The organism is Cellulosilyticum ruminicola JCM 14822 (genome assembly GCF_001311925.1).
Taxonomy (GTDB): domain Bacteria; phylum Bacillota; class Clostridia; order Lachnospirales; family Cellulosilyticaceae; genus Cellulosilyticum; species Cellulosilyticum ruminicola.
This window is the reverse complement of the sequence record NZ_BBCG01000003.1, coordinates 23800-40910: the sequence shown is the minus strand read 5'-3', so window position 1 is coordinate 40910 and position 17111 is coordinate 23800. Positions and strand designations below refer to the sequence as shown.

At 33.5% G+C, this 17111-nt stretch carries 14 protein-coding genes; 13 read left to right on the top strand and 1 reads right to left on the bottom strand.

Going from position 1 to position 17111, the window contains the following annotated elements:
- Positions 1-20: 20 nt before the first annotated feature.
- From JCM14822_RS01830 to JCM14822_RS01805, 6 genes are all read left to right on the top strand, one after another.
- The gene (locus JCM14822_RS01830) at positions 21-1943 is read left to right on the top strand and encodes a PrkA family serine protein kinase (protein WP_054739127.1); all 1923 of its coding nucleotides are present in this window, start codon (positions 21-23) and stop codon (positions 1941-1943) included.
- A gap of 9 nt (positions 1944-1952) precedes the next feature.
- Entirely contained in the window at positions 1953-3167 is a 1215-nt protein-coding gene (gene yhbH / locus JCM14822_RS01825; protein ID WP_054739126.1) for a sporulation protein YhbH, read from the top strand.
- The gene (locus tag JCM14822_RS01820; RefSeq protein WP_330377236.1) at positions 3151-4317 is read left to right on the top strand and encodes a SpoVR family protein; all 1167 of its coding nucleotides are present in this window, start codon (positions 3151-3153) and stop codon (positions 4315-4317) included. The genes yhbH and JCM14822_RS01820 overlap by 17 nt, the downstream gene beginning before the upstream one ends.
- Positions 4318-4554: 237 nt before the next feature.
- Positions 4555-5355, top strand: coding sequence for an MBL fold metallo-hydrolase (locus JCM14822_RS01815; RefSeq protein ID WP_054739125.1), 801 nt, complete (start codon positions 4555-4557; stop codon positions 5353-5355).
- Between the two features lie 131 nt (positions 5356-5486).
- Positions 5487-5738 (top strand): hypothetical protein, encoded by a 252-nt coding sequence (locus tag JCM14822_RS01810; RefSeq protein WP_054739124.1) that lies wholly within the window; start codon positions 5487-5489, stop codon positions 5736-5738.
- Positions 5739-5829: 91 nt separating this feature from the next.
- Entirely contained in the window at positions 5830-7341 is a 1512-nt protein-coding gene (locus JCM14822_RS01805; protein WP_054739123.1) for a magnesium transporter CorA family protein, read from the top strand.
- Positions 7342-7418: 77 nt separating this feature from the next.
- Here JCM14822_RS01805 and pepF read toward each other — a convergent pair whose 3' ends face one another.
- Positions 7419-9218 (bottom strand): oligoendopeptidase F, encoded by a 1800-nt coding sequence (pepF, locus tag JCM14822_RS01800; RefSeq protein ID WP_054739122.1) that lies wholly within the window; start codon positions 9216-9218, stop codon positions 7419-7421.
- A 139-nt stretch (positions 9219-9357) separates the two neighbouring features.
- On the opposite strand from pepF, the gene JCM14822_RS01795 reads away from it, so the two are divergent.
- The 7 genes from JCM14822_RS01795 (at position 9358) to JCM14822_RS01770 (ending at position 17109) form a co-directional block, all read left to right on the top strand.
- Entirely contained in the window at positions 9358-10155 is a 798-nt protein-coding gene (locus JCM14822_RS01795) for a M55 family metallopeptidase (protein WP_054739121.1), read from the top strand.
- A 303-nt stretch (positions 10156-10458) separates the two neighbouring features.
- Positions 10459-11475, top strand: coding sequence for a LacI family DNA-binding transcriptional regulator (locus JCM14822_RS01790; protein WP_054739119.1), 1017 nt, complete (start codon positions 10459-10461; stop codon positions 11473-11475).
- A 17-nt stretch (positions 11476-11492) separates the two neighbouring features.
- The gene (locus JCM14822_RS01785) at positions 11493-12761 is read left to right on the top strand and encodes a sugar ABC transporter substrate-binding protein (protein ID WP_054739118.1); all 1269 of its coding nucleotides are present in this window, start codon (positions 11493-11495) and stop codon (positions 12759-12761) included.
- A gap of 90 nt (positions 12762-12851) precedes the next feature.
- Positions 12852-14174 carry a carbohydrate ABC transporter permease gene (locus JCM14822_RS01780; RefSeq protein WP_054739116.1) on the top strand — a complete coding sequence of 441 codons (1323 nt, stop codon included), beginning with the start codon at positions 12852-12854 and terminating at the stop codon, positions 14172-14174.
- The gene (locus JCM14822_RS01775) at positions 14174-15016 is read left to right on the top strand and encodes a sugar ABC transporter permease (protein WP_054739114.1); all 843 of its coding nucleotides are present in this window, start codon (positions 14174-14176) and stop codon (positions 15014-15016) included. The genes JCM14822_RS01780 and JCM14822_RS01775 overlap by 1 nt, the downstream gene beginning before the upstream one ends.
- Before the next feature lie 24 nt (positions 15017-15040).
- Positions 15041-15643 carry a beta-galactosidase gene (locus JCM14822_RS21435; RefSeq protein WP_242861369.1) on the top strand — a complete coding sequence of 201 codons (603 nt, stop codon included), beginning with the start codon at positions 15041-15043 and terminating at the stop codon, positions 15641-15643.
- Positions 15628-17109, top strand: coding sequence for a beta-galactosidase (locus JCM14822_RS01770; protein ID WP_242861368.1), 1482 nt, complete (start codon positions 15628-15630; stop codon positions 17107-17109). Before JCM14822_RS21435 ends, JCM14822_RS01770 begins: the two co-directional genes overlap by 16 nt.
- Positions 17110-17111 lie beyond the last annotated feature (2 nt).

The window sequence follows — 17111 nt, the reverse complement described above, 5'->3', positions numbered from 1 at the left end:
AAGTAAAGGAGTGAAAATATATGGTGGATTTTTCTGAACTTATTATGGCGGATAGGCAGGCAAGGAAACGTAACAAGTTTAAAGGAACATTTATTGAGTATTTAGATAGTTTAAAAGAAGATGCAAGCAGTTATGAATTGGCACATCAACGACTTTATAGATTACTAACAGAGCCTGGTGTAGACTATATTAAAACAGAGGAAGATGCACGTTTAATGAGAATCTATGGTAAGGAACTTATTAAACGCTATCATTTCTTTAAGGATGACTTTTATGGGATCGATCAAACGATTATGAAAATCGTAAGATATTTTTGTTCAGCGGCAATGAAAGGTGAAGAATCAAGGCAAGTACTTTATTTAGTAGGTCCTGTTGGGGCAGGTAAATCTTCTCTTATAGAGGCGATTAAACATTTGCTCGAAACAAGTGACCCTATTTATGCCCTAGAGGGTTGCCCAATGCGAGAAGAACCATTACATCTTATTCCTAAACATCTACGCCCACAAATAGAAGAATTATTAAACATTAAAATTGAAGGTGACTTATGTCCAGCATGTAAATATCGCTTAATTCATGAATTTAATGGTAAATATGAAGATTTCCCAGTGGTTCAAACAGATTTCTCTGTACGTTCTCGTAAAGGAATAGGTGTTGTACCACCAGTAGATCCAAATAACCAAGATACGTCGGTTCTTATAGGTTCAATTGATATTTCTAAAATGGATTTATACTCAGAAGACGATCCAAGGGTGCTTTCTTTAAATGGTGCATTTAATGCAGGTAATCGTGGTATTGTAGAGTTTATTGAAGTATTTAAAAACGACGTTGAATACTTACATACTATGATTACAGCAACTCAAGAAAAGAGTATTCCTTCACCTGGTAAAAATGCCATGATTTACTTTGATGGTGTCATTTTAGCACATTCTAATGAAGCTGAGTGGAATAAATTTAAATCAGATCACACCAATGAAGCAATTCTTGATCGTATTGTTAAGATTGAAGTGCCTTATTGTTTAGAGCTTAGTGAAGAAATCAAAATTTATGAAAAGATGCTTCGTAATTCTAATTTTAAGTCTCATATTGCACCACATACCCTAGAAATAGCAGCTATGTTTGCAATTTTAACGAGACTATCACCATCTGCTAAAGTAGACCCACTTACAAAACTTAAGATTTATAATGGTGAAGAAATCATTGAAAAAGGCACGACAAAACGTATTGATATTTTAGAACTTCGTGATGAAGCAGAACGCGAAGGTATGACAGGTATTTCAACAAGGTTTATTACAAAAGCAATTGATACAGCATTAGCAGAATCAGATTGTAATTGTATTAATCCAATTGGTCTTATTGATGTGCTTTCAAGAGAAGTTAAAGAAATGACAACAACTGATGAGCTTAAGAAGAAATATCTTGGCTTTTTACAAGACACCATTAAGAAGGAATATCATAAGATTCTTGAAAAAGAAGTTACCAAAGCGTTTATTCATGGTTATCGTGAACAAGCTGAAGACTTATTCAACAATTATCTTGATCATGCTGAAGCTTTTGCAAATAAAACAAAACTTAAAGATCCAAATACAGGGGAAGAACTTAATCCTGATGAAGAATTTATGCGTTCTATTGAAGAACAACTTGGTATTACGCAAGCAGGTGCAAAAGGATTTAGACAAGATGTCACAGCTTATATGTTCTCTATTATTCGTAATGGTGGCAAAGTAGATTACACAGCTTACGAACCACTTCGTGAAGCTATTGAAAAGAAACTTACAGCTTCTGTAAGAGAACTTTCAAGAATCATTACACAAAGTAAGGTAAGAGATAAGGAACAAAATGTTAAATACGATGCTATGGTTGAAGAAATGAAACTAAACGGTTATTGTGATCACTGCTGTAACGTTATTCTAAAATATGCTGCAAACAATTTATGGAAAGACTAGGAGAAGTATATGACAGCAATTTTTAAAGAGTTTCAACCCCATAGCAGAGATCGTAGTGTGGAAGACCGTAGGAGACATAGGGAACTAGTCGAAAAAAGTATTAAAGAGAATATAGGCAGTATTATTTCTGAAGAAAGTATTATTGGTAAAAGCAAAAATAAAAAGATTAAAATTCCTATTAAAGGGTTAAAGGAATATTACTTTAAATATGGGCGCAACCAAAAAGGGGTTGTGTCCGGCAATGGGCAAGAAGCAAAAGGCAAGAAAATCCCTAAAGGGGATTATCAGGAAGGCAATGGGCAAGGCGAAGATAGTGCAGGTAATGACGAAGGCGAAGATATCTACGAAACAGAAGTAACAATTGAAGAAGCTATTTCAATGTTATTCGAAGATTTAAGTTTGCCTTACTTAGAGCATAAACAATTTAATGAAATTGAAACACAATATGGTTCTAAAAGATGTGGAGTCAGGGATAAAGGTGCAAGATATCGCCTTTCTAAAAAACATAGTATGATTGAGAAAATCAAACGTGAAAAAAGATGTAAACGTGCTATGAAAGAGGCAGGTATTGAGTTTGATGAAAATGAACGTATTCCATTCCATGAATCAGACTTAAAGTATTTTTATAAAAAGCCTAAGATGAAACGCGATTCTAATGCGGTTGTTATCTGTATTATGGATACTTCAGGTTCCATGGGACAAACAAAAAAATACTTAGCACGTAGCTTTTATTTCTTGCTCTATCAATTCTTAACTATCAAATATATGAATGTAGAAATAGCCTTTGTAGCCCATACGACAGTAGCAAAAGAAGTGAATGAAAATGACTTTTTCCACCGAGGCGAAAGTGGTGGTACGTATATTAGCAGTGGCTATGAAAAAGCATTAGAGCTTATTGCAGAACGTTATAATCCAGCTAATTGGAACATCTATACCTTCCATTGTAGTGATGGTGATAACTGGGGCGAAGATAATGATAAAGCTGTAGAGCTTGCGAATAAGTTATGCGAGACTTGTAACTTATTTGGGTATGGCGAAATCAAAACGAGTAGCTATACAAGTACCATTATGAGTCGTTACCTAGAAGATGTAAATAAGCCTAACTTTACAGCGGTTAAGATTACAAAGAAAGAAGATGTATGGACGGCATTTAAACAAATGCTTGCTGTAGAAAGCGGCAAAAAGGCTGTTGCAGAGGAGGAGGCAGATGGACTACACGCTTAAAGATTTAGAGAGATATAATACGCAAATTGAAGAAATTGCGCAGGAAATAGGTCTTGATTATTATCCACAAGAATTTGAAATTATAAGCTTTGAAGATATGCTGTGTTATGAGGCTTATGTGGGTATGCCTTCTCATTATTCACACTGGAGTTATGGTAAAACCTATGATCGGTTAAAGACAGCTTATAAATATAATTTAACAGGTTTACCTTATGAAATGGTTATTAATTCTAATCCTTGCATTGCCTATTTGATGAAAGACAACACATTAGCACTACAAGTTTTAACAATTGCTCATGTATATGGACATAATGATTTCTTTAAGAATAATCGTATGTTTACGACTTATACTAATGCTAAAGTAACAGTAGAACGTTTTAAAACCCATGCAGACCGCATTAGGGACTATATTCAAGATCCTAGCATTGGGTATGAAGCCGTTGAAAAAATATTAGATGCAGCCCATTCTATTAAATATCATTGTGGTGAATTTGAACCAATGCGTTATACAAAACCTGAAAAAACAGAGTTCCCATATGAAAATCTTTTAGAGTTCATTAAGTACTATGGCAATCTAGAAGACTGGCAGCAGGATGTTATGAGCATTGTTATGGAAGAAAGTCGTTATTTCTTACCTCAAATAGAAACCAAGATTATGAATGAAGGATGGGCGACTTTCTGGCATTATCAAATTTTTAAACGCTTAGGTGTACCACAAGGTTTAGAACTCGAATTTTATAAGGTGCATAATGGTGTTATTTGTCAAGTTCCAGGCAATCTGAATCCTTATTATATTGGTTTTAAAATTTGGCAAGACTTATATCATAAGTATGATGGAGACTTTAAAAAGCTTGCACAAATTAGAACGGCTGAGCGAGATGCCTCTTTTATTAGAAGCCATTTAACTTATGAGCTTTGTGAAGAGAGTCACTTATGTGAGCGTGAAGAAGAAGAGCGCTATTATGTGGTTTCGGAGGTATCTAATGAAGAAGGGTGGAAGAATATTCGTAATACTCTTGCCAATAGTGTGGGTATGGGAAGTATTCCAACCATTCGTGTAAAAGAAGTTTTAAGGCATGAAAATACTTTGGTTTTAGAGCATGTAGGTGATGGCGTGAACTTAGTTTATCTTATGCTGCAGAAACACTGAAGTATATTCAAACCCTTTGGGGGGAGAAAGTTATTTTATTAACAGAGCTTTCTCAAATTCCAAGGAAGATTATTTGTAATACAAATAAAAAAGTAAGCATAGAAAATGTATAAAGCACAAAATGAGTTGTCATAGGAAATAATTGACAGCTCATTTTGTGGTACTAAAAACTTCATACATTTTAAGACAAAGTGTGATATAGTAATAGAAGCTAGAAACGATAGAAGGAGACGAAAGATGGAATTTAAATTATGTGCTATTGCAAGTGGTAGTAGTGGAAACTGTGCGTATTTAGGTGCTGGAGATCAGCAGTTTTTAATAGATGTAGGGATTAGTGGTAAGAAGGCTATTGCAGGGCTTGGAGAAATAGGGGTAAATCCTGAGACGATTAACGGTATTTTAATTACACATGAACATTCAGATCATATTAAAGGTGTTGGAATCTTTAGTAGAAAATATAATACACCTATTTATGCCACACAAAAAGCTTGGGATAAAATGTTAGCAGATAATATGTTAGGCACTGTAAAAGAAGAGAATATACGTATATTGGAGAAGAATGTATATATGCAACATGGTGAATTACGCATCCTACCTTATAGTATCCATCATGATTCAGTAGATCCGGTAGGTTACATTTTTGAATATAAAGATAAGAAGATTACATTAGCGACAGATATTGGTATGATTGATGAAGAAATTGCCAATCATTTAAAAGGTTCTAATGGAATTTTACTAGAATTTAACCATGATATTCGTATGTTAGAAGCAGGCAGTTATCCATTTCCACTAAAAAAACGTATTTTAGGAAGTAAGGGACACTTAAATAATGAAGATGCAGCCAAAACGCTGGTAGCAATTTATCATGACGGTCTAGAATGGGCTGTTCTTGGTCACTTAAGTAAAGATAATAATGTACCTGATTTAGCTTATTTAACAGCTAAGACAGCATTAGAAGAGAATAATATTCAAATTGGCCGTGATATTGTTGTAACTGTTGCAAAGCGCGATAAAGTTTCAGAAGTGTATGGTTTTTAACTAGGAGTTAAAACGCTAAAAATTTTTTTATAACTTAAATTTAAGAATAAAATAAGCCGTAACGTAGATAATAAGTATTGTGTTAAATGAAGATTCATTTAAGCAAAATTATTATTAAGGAGGGCTTTAAAATGGCTCAAAATAACAATAACAACAATTATAATAACTGCGGTAGTAAAAACAATTATAGTAATTCATTAAATGAACATAACTATAGCAATTCTAACAATTATAATAACTATAATAATGCTAATAACAATAACAACTACAACAATGCTAGCAATTATAACAACTATAATAATGCTAATAACAATAACAACTATAGCAACGCTAACAATAAAAATAATTATAGCAATGCTAATAATAACAACTATACAAAATAGATATTTGAAGTATAATAATTTAAATAAATTAGTTTATAAAAGGATGTTTTTACAGAAGAACATCCTTTTATTTGATAGTATGGTGTAGTCGATGAAAAAGGAACTTATAAGTGAACATATATTTTTATTTCCATTTAGCTGGCGTTATAATCATAAAAAGGAAACAAATTTATTTGTACAGCATAATCAAATTCAAAATAAGTTGTTTAATCAATTATCAGGTTGGAAAATACATGATTTAAAAATTGCTACAGAAAAAGATTATAATGAATTTATTTATTTTTATAAACCTATTCGTACAGCCTTATACACCATGCATAAGGGGCCTGTTATTGTTAGAAACTATACGTATGAAGATTTAGCTATGACAAATTATTTTATGATTACAGTAGGTGGCATCACTTATACGCTATACATTGAAGAAATAAGCCTTAAGATTTATAAAACAGGGATTGGTGTACTTTCTTTTACGATTAGTAATACAAAGTATACAGATGTAGAGGCCATAGAGGCTATTAATAGTTTTAGTAAAGGTGTTTATCCGCCTATACTACCTTTATCTAAAGCAAAAGAAGAACTTTTTCCAGATGCAATTATTTTACATCTTAATGAAAAACGTCATATTGTTGAAAGTTATAAGGAGAACTATTTGAAAAATGGCCTTAAAATCAGTAAGGTCATTATGACCGTATTAGGAGAAGATTTTGCTATTAAAGTGCAAGATGAAAAGTCAAGTAAAGTGACAATAGATACTATTTTAGGTAATCAAATGTTTTGTTTATGTCTTTATAAAAATCAAGAAGTCCTTAAACATATTCAAGAAGCTACGGCTTCTTATGAAGAATTAGAGCGGATGATGACAATCAATAAAAAAGTAACTTATCATGAAGAAGATGATATTCCAGAGCACATTGGATCAACTTATTATCTGAAGAATCAAGATTCAATCTATGGGATTAGCCGTTTTGCTTTATTATGTGTGACCAGGGAAATGCCTGAAAATAGATTATACGATCAGCTTGTGGCATTGGTTTTAATGCAAAGAGCAACACTTTTAAGTTTATCCAATGAAATAGCTAAAGTATCCACTTTAGGAAAAGAAGAAATTTCATCAGCCATTTCAAGTATTTATGAAATCTATATTCAGTTTATTAATCAGCTATATTTTAAAGAAGTGACAGAAGATGCACAAGGGGCACATATATATGAAAAACTTTCTCAGCAGCTAAAAATTAGTGAAGAACTTGAACAGCTTAATTTTGAAATAGATGAAGTGAGAGAATATGCAAATTTAGTTGAGCAGGCTCAATCTACTGTGAAAGTAGAACTTTTAACAATTGTAGGGGCAGCATTGGTTATTCCAAGCTTTGTAACAAGTCTTTTTGGCATGAATATTTTACAAAAAGAAATTAATCATTGGTGGCGTAGTGAAAGAGTAGGCTTATGGATGAATAGCTATGTGCTCTTACCTATATTGATTACAGTAGTTGTATGTACATGGAATAAGCGAAAAACAAAACTTAATATCACATTGAAGATTATATATGTCCTTATTTTTTGTCTCAGTATATTTATTATATGCCGTTATGGAAGTGGCGTATAAAAATAGCTCTAATACTTGATGTTACATTAAGTATTAGAGCTATTTTTATACTTATCAAGAAATCAGATTAAAAAGGTTTATTGCATTTGCTTAAATTCGTTAATAAGAGAAGCAAATTGTTTAAGCGCAGTTTCAATTGGTTCTGGTTTACTCATATCTACACCAGCAAGTTTAAGTAAATCAATTGGATCTTGAGAAGAACCACCACTTAAGAATTTCATATAATCTTCAACAGCACTTTTACCTTCTTTTAGGATACGTTCAGAGAGTGTAATAGCGGCTGAATAACCTGTTGCATATTGATATACATAGAATGGTGTATAGAAATGAGGAATACGTGCCCATTCTAAAGCAATAGCTTCATCAACTTCTATTGCATCACCATGATATTTTTTTACAAGTGCATAATATTTATCACAAAGGAGCTTAGTTGTAAGTGTGACACCTTGGCTATTTAATATATGCATTTCTTTTTCAAATTCGGCAAACATCGTTTGGCGATAAAGTGTACTACGGAATTGTTCCATAAAGTAGTTAATAAGATATTTTTTGAAAGCAGGTTCTGTAGTTGTTTTTAAAAGATATTGCATAAGGAGCGCTTCGTTGACCGTAGAAGCAACTTCTGCAACGAAGATACAATAGTCTGCATAAATATGTGGTTGTGTATGTGAAGAGAAATAGCTATGCATAGCATGACCCATTTCATGTGCTAAAGTAAATAAATTGTGTACATTATTTGTGAAGTTCATAAGAACATATGGATGAGGTGCCCCATATGTTCCCCAAGAGTAAGCACCACTACGTTTACCTTCATTTTCATATTTATCGATCCAACGGTTGTCAAAAGCTTCTTTAAGGAGTTTAACATAGTTTTCACCCATTGGCTCAAGTGCTTTAAGGACGATGTTACAAGCCTCATCAAATGCAATAGGTTTATGGAAGTCCTTTACAATAGGGACGAATAAATCATACATATGCAAGGTGTCTAAGCCTAAAGCTTCTTTACGAAGTGCTACATAATCATGCATAATATCTAGATTTTTATTAACTGTTTCAATAAGATTATCATAAACAGTTACTGGAATATTATTATCAGATAAGGCTGCATGAAGTGGTGAATCATAGTGGCGTGTTGTACTAAAGAAACCATATTGTTTCACATTACCTGTAAATAAAGCGGCAATGGTATTTTTCATGCTGTCGTAAGTATTATAAAGTGCTGTAAAAGCATTTTCACGTACATTACGATCAGCATTTTCTAATAAACTAATATAATTACCATGAGTGAGCTGAACATCTTCATATTTTTCATTTTTAATTACAGGGAATTTAAGATCAACATTGTTAAGCATAGCAAAAGCATTACTTGGTGTGCCTGCAAGTTCACCTACTTGGGCTAAAAGAGATTCTGTTTGTGCATCTAAGATATGTGATTTTTGACGTAAAATCTCACTTAAATAGCGCTTATAAAGTTTAAGTTTAGGTACAGCTTTTATAAAGTCTACAATGCTTTCTTCTGAAAGAGATGCAAGTTCACTGCTTGCAAAAGAAAGTGCAGTAGAAGCTTTAACAGCAAGCATTTCAGCTTGACTGGAAAGGTCTTGATAGAAGTCATTGCCTCCATCTTGGTGTAAACGCATATGTGAATAAACATAAAGTTTGTTAACTTCAAGCCAAAAATCATCTTGTTTTGTTAAGTAATTATAAAGTATCTGGGCATTTTCAATTAGATGACCTTCGAATTGTTTGAAAGTCTCTATTTGTGATTCTGCATGAGAGAAGGCAACTTTAAAAGCATCATCTGTTTCGTAGATATCCTCAAGTCTCCAAGTATCTTCTAATTTGACATCTTTTCTTTTTGGAAGTGTATGTGCCATATTTCTAACTCCTTTAATTAAATATATTATTATATAGTATACTCTAATTTCTTGGAAAATAACAAATTAAAATTTTGCTATTATTCGCCTATTTTGTTATACTCATAAATAGAAATGACAAAATTTAGGGGGAATAAAGTTGAAAGTCTATATAAGCGCAGATATTGAAGGTGTAACTGGTATTTCAAATTGGGATGAGACACATAAAGGGCATGAAGGATATGAAATTTATAGATTACAAATGACAAAAGAAGTGGCAGCAGCTTGCAAGGCGCTTTTAGAAGCTGGTGTGACAGAAATCTTAGTAAAAGATGCCCATGAAGATGGTAAAAATTTAATTCATGAATTATTACCAAAAGAAGTAAAAATTATTTCAGGATGGAGTAATCATCCACTAAGTATGATCGAAGGATTAGATGAAAGTTTTGATGCAGCTGTGTTTATTGGCTATCATAGTGGTGCAGATACAAATGGCAGTCCGTTAAAGCATTCTTTAAATCCTGATAAAATAAGAAATATACAAATTAATGGAGAGATTGCAGATGAATTTTTAATTTTTGCATATGGCGCCTATTATTTAAAAGTTCCTGTAGTAGCTGTAACAGGTGATGGTAATCTCATACGTCATGTTAGAAGGTTTGATTCTAAAATAGAGACAGTAGCAACAGGCGAAGGATTTGGTGGGGCTCTTGTAAGTATTCATCCTGAAGTAGCTATAGAGCGTATTTATAAGCACGTCAAAAAAGCAGTAGAAGCAGATCTTAATCAATATGCCATTCACAATCAAAAGGAATATGAGCTAGTTGTAGAGTTTACAAGACATGAGGACGCATATAAGTATTCATTTTACCCTGGTGTGGAACAAATTTCAGAATACAGTGTATGTTTTAAAACCAATGACTACATGCAAGTATTAAGTTTTCTTTTATTTATGTAACAAAAAAGGTATCATCCAAAGAGATGATACCTTTTTTGTGCCTATTTATAATTTTTATAAAAAAGAATTCTAAATAAATCTTTTATTTAGAACTGTGAGGATTAGAGGTTGAAAAAGTTTTGAAGCATATTATACAAGTTGCGCAACGTTGCAAAACATTAATGCAAGCAATATTATTAAAAATAAATAAGTAATTGTCAAAAAAATAACTATAAATTTATAAAAATATAAATTGACAGAAGTTAAAAATAATGCTAATGTGAATATATAAACAACCGGTTAACCAACTAAGGAGGTGAGTTTGTGAAGCAGTACAAAGCGGAAAATGAAAAAAATCTAACTATTAGTGATATTGCAAGAGAATTAGGCGTTTCAAAAACCACTGTTTCAAGAGCTATATCAGGTAAAGGGAGAATTGGAGAAGCGACACGCAAACGCGTAAGGGAGTATATAGAAGTGCATAACTATAGACCTAATGTGATTGCCAAGAGTCTTGCTCAGTCTAAAACTTTTAATATAGGTGTTGTTCTTCCGTCAGATACAAAGCAGACAGAAATTCCTTTCTTTCAGAGTTGTTTAATGGGGATATGTGATGTGGCAGCTGGATTTGAATATGATGTTGTTGTGATTACAGCTACTGAAAATGATATCAAGCTTATTGAAAGATTAATTCGCAATCATAAGGTAGATGGGATTGTTTTAACAAGGCCTACAGTAAATGATATGGCAATAGCGTATCTGAAACAGACCGGTATCCCATTTGTTATTATAGGTTCAGTAGAGGACGAAAGCATTATTCAAATCGATAATCATCATATAGGAGGGTGTTGTGAATTAACATCTGTACTTTTAAAGCTAGGTTATGAAAATATAGCCTTTTTATCAGGAAGTAAATATCATATTGTGAATAACAATAGGTACAAAGGTTTTAAACAAGCCTTTGACGAGCAAGAGAAGGATATTGATGAACGATTAGTTTTCTTAGATTTTATAAGTTATGTACAGATTGATCGAGCAGTTGAGTTGATTATGCAGCAGAAGCCTGAATGTATTGTTTGCAGTGATGATGTGATTTGTAGTCGCTTGCTCATTAAATTAAATGAATTAGGTTATAGTGTGCCAAAAGATATTAAAGTGGCATCATTTTATGATAGTATTCACCTTGCAAACTATAATCCACCGATTACATCACTTAAAATTGATATTAGAGCATTAGGTATTCAGGCAGGAAAAGTATTAATTAGTTTAATAAATGGAGGAGAAGTATCTCATCAAACATTATTAGACTACGAAATAGTTTTGAAAAAATCCACAATGTAAATCTAGGAGGTATTTATATGAAACTTAAAAAAATAGCATTATTAACAGCAATGTGTGTAGCAGGTACAATGAGCGTAGGATGTGGCAACAAAGGGGGAGAATCTAGTGTAGATGCCAGCACAAATACAGTAATTGCAGAAACTTCAAGTGAAGAAGCTGCTGAAATTACAAGTGATCCTATTACATTAAAAGTATGGGAATCAACAGCAGGACCAGATGAATTCATTAAACAAGCAGGAGAAGCTTTTACAGCACAATATCCAAACATTTCTATTGAATATGTCAATGTAGAACTTGGTGATACTACAAGTCAAATCGCTTTAGATGGACCAGCTGGTGTAGGGCCGGACATTTTCGCAGCACCACACGATAAATTAGGTGAACTCGTAGCTGGTGGACATATTCTTCCAACAGCAAATCCAGAAGAACTTGCAAAAAACGTATTAGGTGCATGTAGCTCAGCACTTACATATGACGGTACAATGTATGGTTACCCAGCTTCAGCAGAAACGTATGCCCTTTTTTATAATAAAGATCTTATCAGTGAAGAAGAAGTGCCAAAAACATGGGAAGATTTAAAAAAATTTAGTGAAACATTTAATGCTTCTCATAGCAATCAATATGGTTTCATGATGGACGTAGAAAACGGTTATTACACAATTATTTTTACAACAAGTGAAGACAATCGCTTATTCGGTGCAGAAGGTACAGATAAAACAAACACAAATATTAACTCAGAAGCTTCTGTAGAAGGTATGAAATTCTTCCAAAGCTTAAGACCAGCTCTTGATATTCCTTCAGCAGACCTTACAACAGCTGCTTGCGATTCAGCATTTAGCAGTGGCAATGTAGCCCTTTATATTACAGGATTATGGAATGTACAAAATTTCGAAGAAGCAGGCATCAACTTCGGTGTAGCACCACTTCCAAGCCTACCAGGCAATGATACACCAGCAGCATCATTCTCTGGAACACGTGCAATGTTCGTATCAGCTTATAGTGAGCATCCAAATGAAGCAGCATTATTCTCTGAATTCTTAATGTCAGATGAAATGCAAAAATTACGTTTTGAACTTACAGGAGCACTTCCAGCAATTGACTGCACAGTAGACAGCCCATATATTGAAGGTTTCTTAAAACAACTTGATTACGCATTCCCAATGCCATCTATTCCACAAATGAATGCTTTTTGGGATGCAATGAAAGCAGCTAGTGCAAATATTTGGGACGGTGCAGAAGTTCAAAAAGAACTTGATGCATGTAATGCAACAATTGTAGCACAATAATAGGATGTTTATTCAAGGTTACAGGAAGGGTGCTTTCAAGAGCCTTCTTGTAACCTATATTTTGCAAAATTCGATAAAAGAGGTGGAATTATGCAGATAAAAGTACAGACAGATGGATCATCTAGAAAACAAGTACTTATAAGTTCCATTTTATTTATGGGACTTGGTCATATCCTTTATTTAAAAGAGTATGTGAAAGGGGTATTTTATGCATTAATTGAGGTGTGTATGTTACTTTGCTCACCAATGATTATGAGCAAACTCATTAATTTGGTAACACTTGGAAACTCACAGCCTAATTTACCAGTGAAACAACGTGATAATTCGATTTTTATGCTTATTGATGGGGTGATTATTTTAGCAGTGATTTGTGTTTTTATTGCTATTTATATTATATCAGTACGTAGTGCACTGAAATCTTATGAAGAATATTGTATTTTTGGTTGGCTAAAAAATGAAAAAAATATTATTTCAGATACAGCTCAAAAAGCTTTTCCTATCTTAGCACTTGCGCCAACTGTTGGTCTGGTTTTATTTTTCGTTGTAGTTCCTCTTATATTCTCTGCCTGTGTAGCATTTACCAATTATGCGGCACCAGATCATATTCCACCTAATAATACAGTTGACTGGGTTGGATTTGCAAACTTTAAAGCAATGTTTGTAGGCGGAACAGCATGGTCAACCGGTTTTGTGAGAGTTGCCATTTGGACATTAGTTTGGGGTGCACTTGCTACATTTACTTGTTACTTTGGTGGGATGATTATGGCCGTTAGTTTAAATCAAAGTAAACTTAAGTTAGCACCAGTATTTCGCACAATCTTCATTTTACCATATGCCGTACCAGCAGTAGTGAGTATGCTTGTATGGAATAACTTATTAAATGGAAGCTTCGGTGTTGTAAACCGTACTTTAATTGCCCTTAATATTACATCAGCAGGCGTACCTTGGCTCAGTAATGCTTGGCTTGCAAAATTTGTCTGCGTGCTTATTAATTTGTGGGCAGGATTCCCTTACTTTATGCTGCTTATCACAGGATCTATGACAGCTATTTCAGCTGATATTTATGAAGCGGCTAAAATTGATGGGGCAAATCAGTTCCAAATTTTTAAAAAAATGATTTTACCAATTGTTTTATATCAAACAACGCCACTGATTATTATGTCATTTACTCATAATATTAATAACTTTGGTGCAATCTTCTTCTTAACAAATGGTTATCCAGTTGTAGCAGATAGTACAACGACTGGTGCTGGTGGTACAGATATTCTTGTAACTTGGATTTATAAATTAACAGTTAACTTACTCAAATACAACTATGCAGCAGTACTAGCTATTGTAATCTTTGTTGTACTTGCGCCATTTGCAATCTACAACTTTAGAAATACAAAAGCTTATAAGGATGGTGAAATGTAATGAATAGTAAAGTTATTAAAAATATTAACTTAGCATTTATCCTATCATTTTTGATGCTAACCTCTTTATTTGTAATTTATCCATTAATCTACATTGTAAGTGGTGCATTTGCCCCAGGGAACTCTATTGCTACTTTAAGTATTATTCCATTTGGAGATGGGATTACACTTAAACATTTCGAAGATTTATTTTCAAAAACAGATTATGTTCAATGGTTTAAAAATACATTATTTATTGCAGTATGCACATCGCTGGCAACAGTTATTGTTTCATCACTTGGGGCTTATGTTTTCTCACGCTTTCAATTTACTCTTAAAAAGAGCATGATGATGACAATGCTTATTCTTCAAATCTTTCCATCATTTGTAGGAATGGTAGCAATCTACGTTATTTTACTTCGTATTGGTGGACTGGATACACTTTGGGGATTAATTCTAGTGTATTTAGCAGGTAACATTCCTTATAACACATGGATGGTAAAAAGCTATATGGATACTATTCCAAAAAGTTTAGATGAGGCTGCTAGAATAGATGGTGCCAGCCATTTTAAAACATTTAGAACAATTATTTTACCAGTGGCAAGACCAATCATTATTTTCTTAGGTATTTCAAGCTTTACTGCGCCTTGGATGGATTATATCTTCCCTAAAATGGTACTTCGTTCTTCAAGTAAACAAACATTAGCACTTGGTTTATATAGTAGTTTCTTAACAGAAAAGAAGAATGAATTTACAACATTTGCAGCAGGTGCACTTTTAATTGCAATTCCATTTATTATCTTCTTTGTCCTTATGCAAAAAACAATGATGACAAGTATGGGCGGCGCAGCAGTTAAAGAATAAGAATACATAGAAAGAGGAATTAAAATGAATACTACAACATTTGGCTACAATGAAAAATATATGCTTAAAGACCAAAAACCTTGGTTCCCTATTATGGGAGAAATCCACTACTCAAGATATCCTAAAGCCTATTGGCATGAATCACTCTATAAAATGAAAGCTGGAGGTGTAGATGTGGTTTCTTCATATGTGCTCTGGATTCATCATGAAGAAATCGAAGATGAATATGACTTTTCAGGAAATAATGATTTAAGAGGCTTCGTACAAGCATGTAAAGACTGTGATATGCAAATGATTTTACGTATAGGACCTTGGTGTCATGCAGAAGTTAGAAATGGCGGATTTCCAGATTGGCTTTTACAAAAAGACTTTGAAGTACGCACCAATGATCCAGCTTATTTAGAAGAAGTACGTAAGTTTTACACAAAGATCTATGAACAAGTAGAAGGCTTGCTTTTAAAAGATGATGGGCCAATCATTGGCATACAAATTGAAAATGAATATGGTCACTGTGGTGGCATGAATGGGGAAGAAGGGGAAGAACATATGCGTCTTCTCACAGAGATGGCAAAAGAGATTGGTTTTGAAGTACCTATTTATACTGCAACAGGTTGGGGGGGGCTGTAACTGGCGGACTTTTACCTGTAATGGGTGGATATTGTGAAGCACCTTGGGATCAACGTCTTACAGAAATTGAACCAAGTGGTAATTATATTTTCACACATGAACGCAATGACCATAATATAGGAAGCGATTTTGGATTTGGTACAGGGATTACATTTGATATGAGTAAATTCCCATACTTAACAGCAGAACTTGGCGGTGGACTTCAAGTCACACATCATAGAAGACCAATTGCGACATCTGCAGACATTGGGGCTATGACAATGGTGAAACTTGGCAGCGGTGTGAATTTACTTGGTTATTATATGTATCACGGTGGTACAAATCCAATTGGTAAACTTTCATTTTTACAAGAGTCTAAAGCAACAGGTTCAATTAATGATCTTCCAGAGCTTTCTTATGACTTTAGAGCACCGATTAGACAATATGGTCAAATCTCAGAGACTTTTAAAGAGATTAAACTTATTACAATGTTTATAAAGGATTTTGGAGAGACTCTTTGTGAAATGCCAGCTATTATTCCAGAAAGCAATCCACTTTATCCTACTAACTTTAAAGATTTACGTACAAGCTATAGACATAATGGGAAGTCTGGTTATATCTTTGTCAATAACTATCAAAGACGTTATCATATAGCAGCACATAAAAATGTTACATTAACTGTTAAGCTTGCAGATGAAACACTGACATATCCAGCTATGGACATTGCGGATAGGGACTATTTTTTCTATCCATTTAATATGAAGATGGGAAGCTGTACACTTAAAACAATTAATGCTGTACCACTTTGCAAATTAAATGAAAGAACATATGTATTTTATAGTGATAGACCTGTAAATTATGTGTTAGAAGGTGAGCTTGGCACAAATGAAATCCTTACATTAACAAGGCAGGAAGCAAAAAATGCTTGGAAAGTAAAAGGTAGTGTAGAGCATTTAATTATTAGTGATGGCGCAGTATTACAAACAAATGAAGGTATTACACTTGTAGGACGCGGCAGAGCAAGTATGAAAGTTTATCCAGCATTTGAAAAGGTACCAGAAGGCTTTGAAAGAAAAGTAGATGAAGGACAATTTGCAGTTTATGAAAGTCAAACAGTTGTAAATGTACCAGAAGTAAGTTATACACTTATTTCAGAAAGTGATGAGAAAAAAGTATATGAAATCACAGTTGTTAACCAGGATCAAACACAAAATGATTTATTCCTCCAAATTGATTATGCCGGTGATAGTGGAAAGCTATACTTAGGTGATGAATATATAGATGATCATTTCTACACAAGTCGCGTATGGGAAGTGGGAACAAAACGCTTTGGATTCCCAAAAAAATTACGTTTAGAAATTATGCCACTTGAAGAAAATGCACCTATTTTCTTAGAAAAATGGCCAGAAATGAAGAATGGCAGAGCCCTTGACTTAGTTAAAGTAACTGCTGAAAGTGAATATTGTCATACATTTACAATGATGTAGTA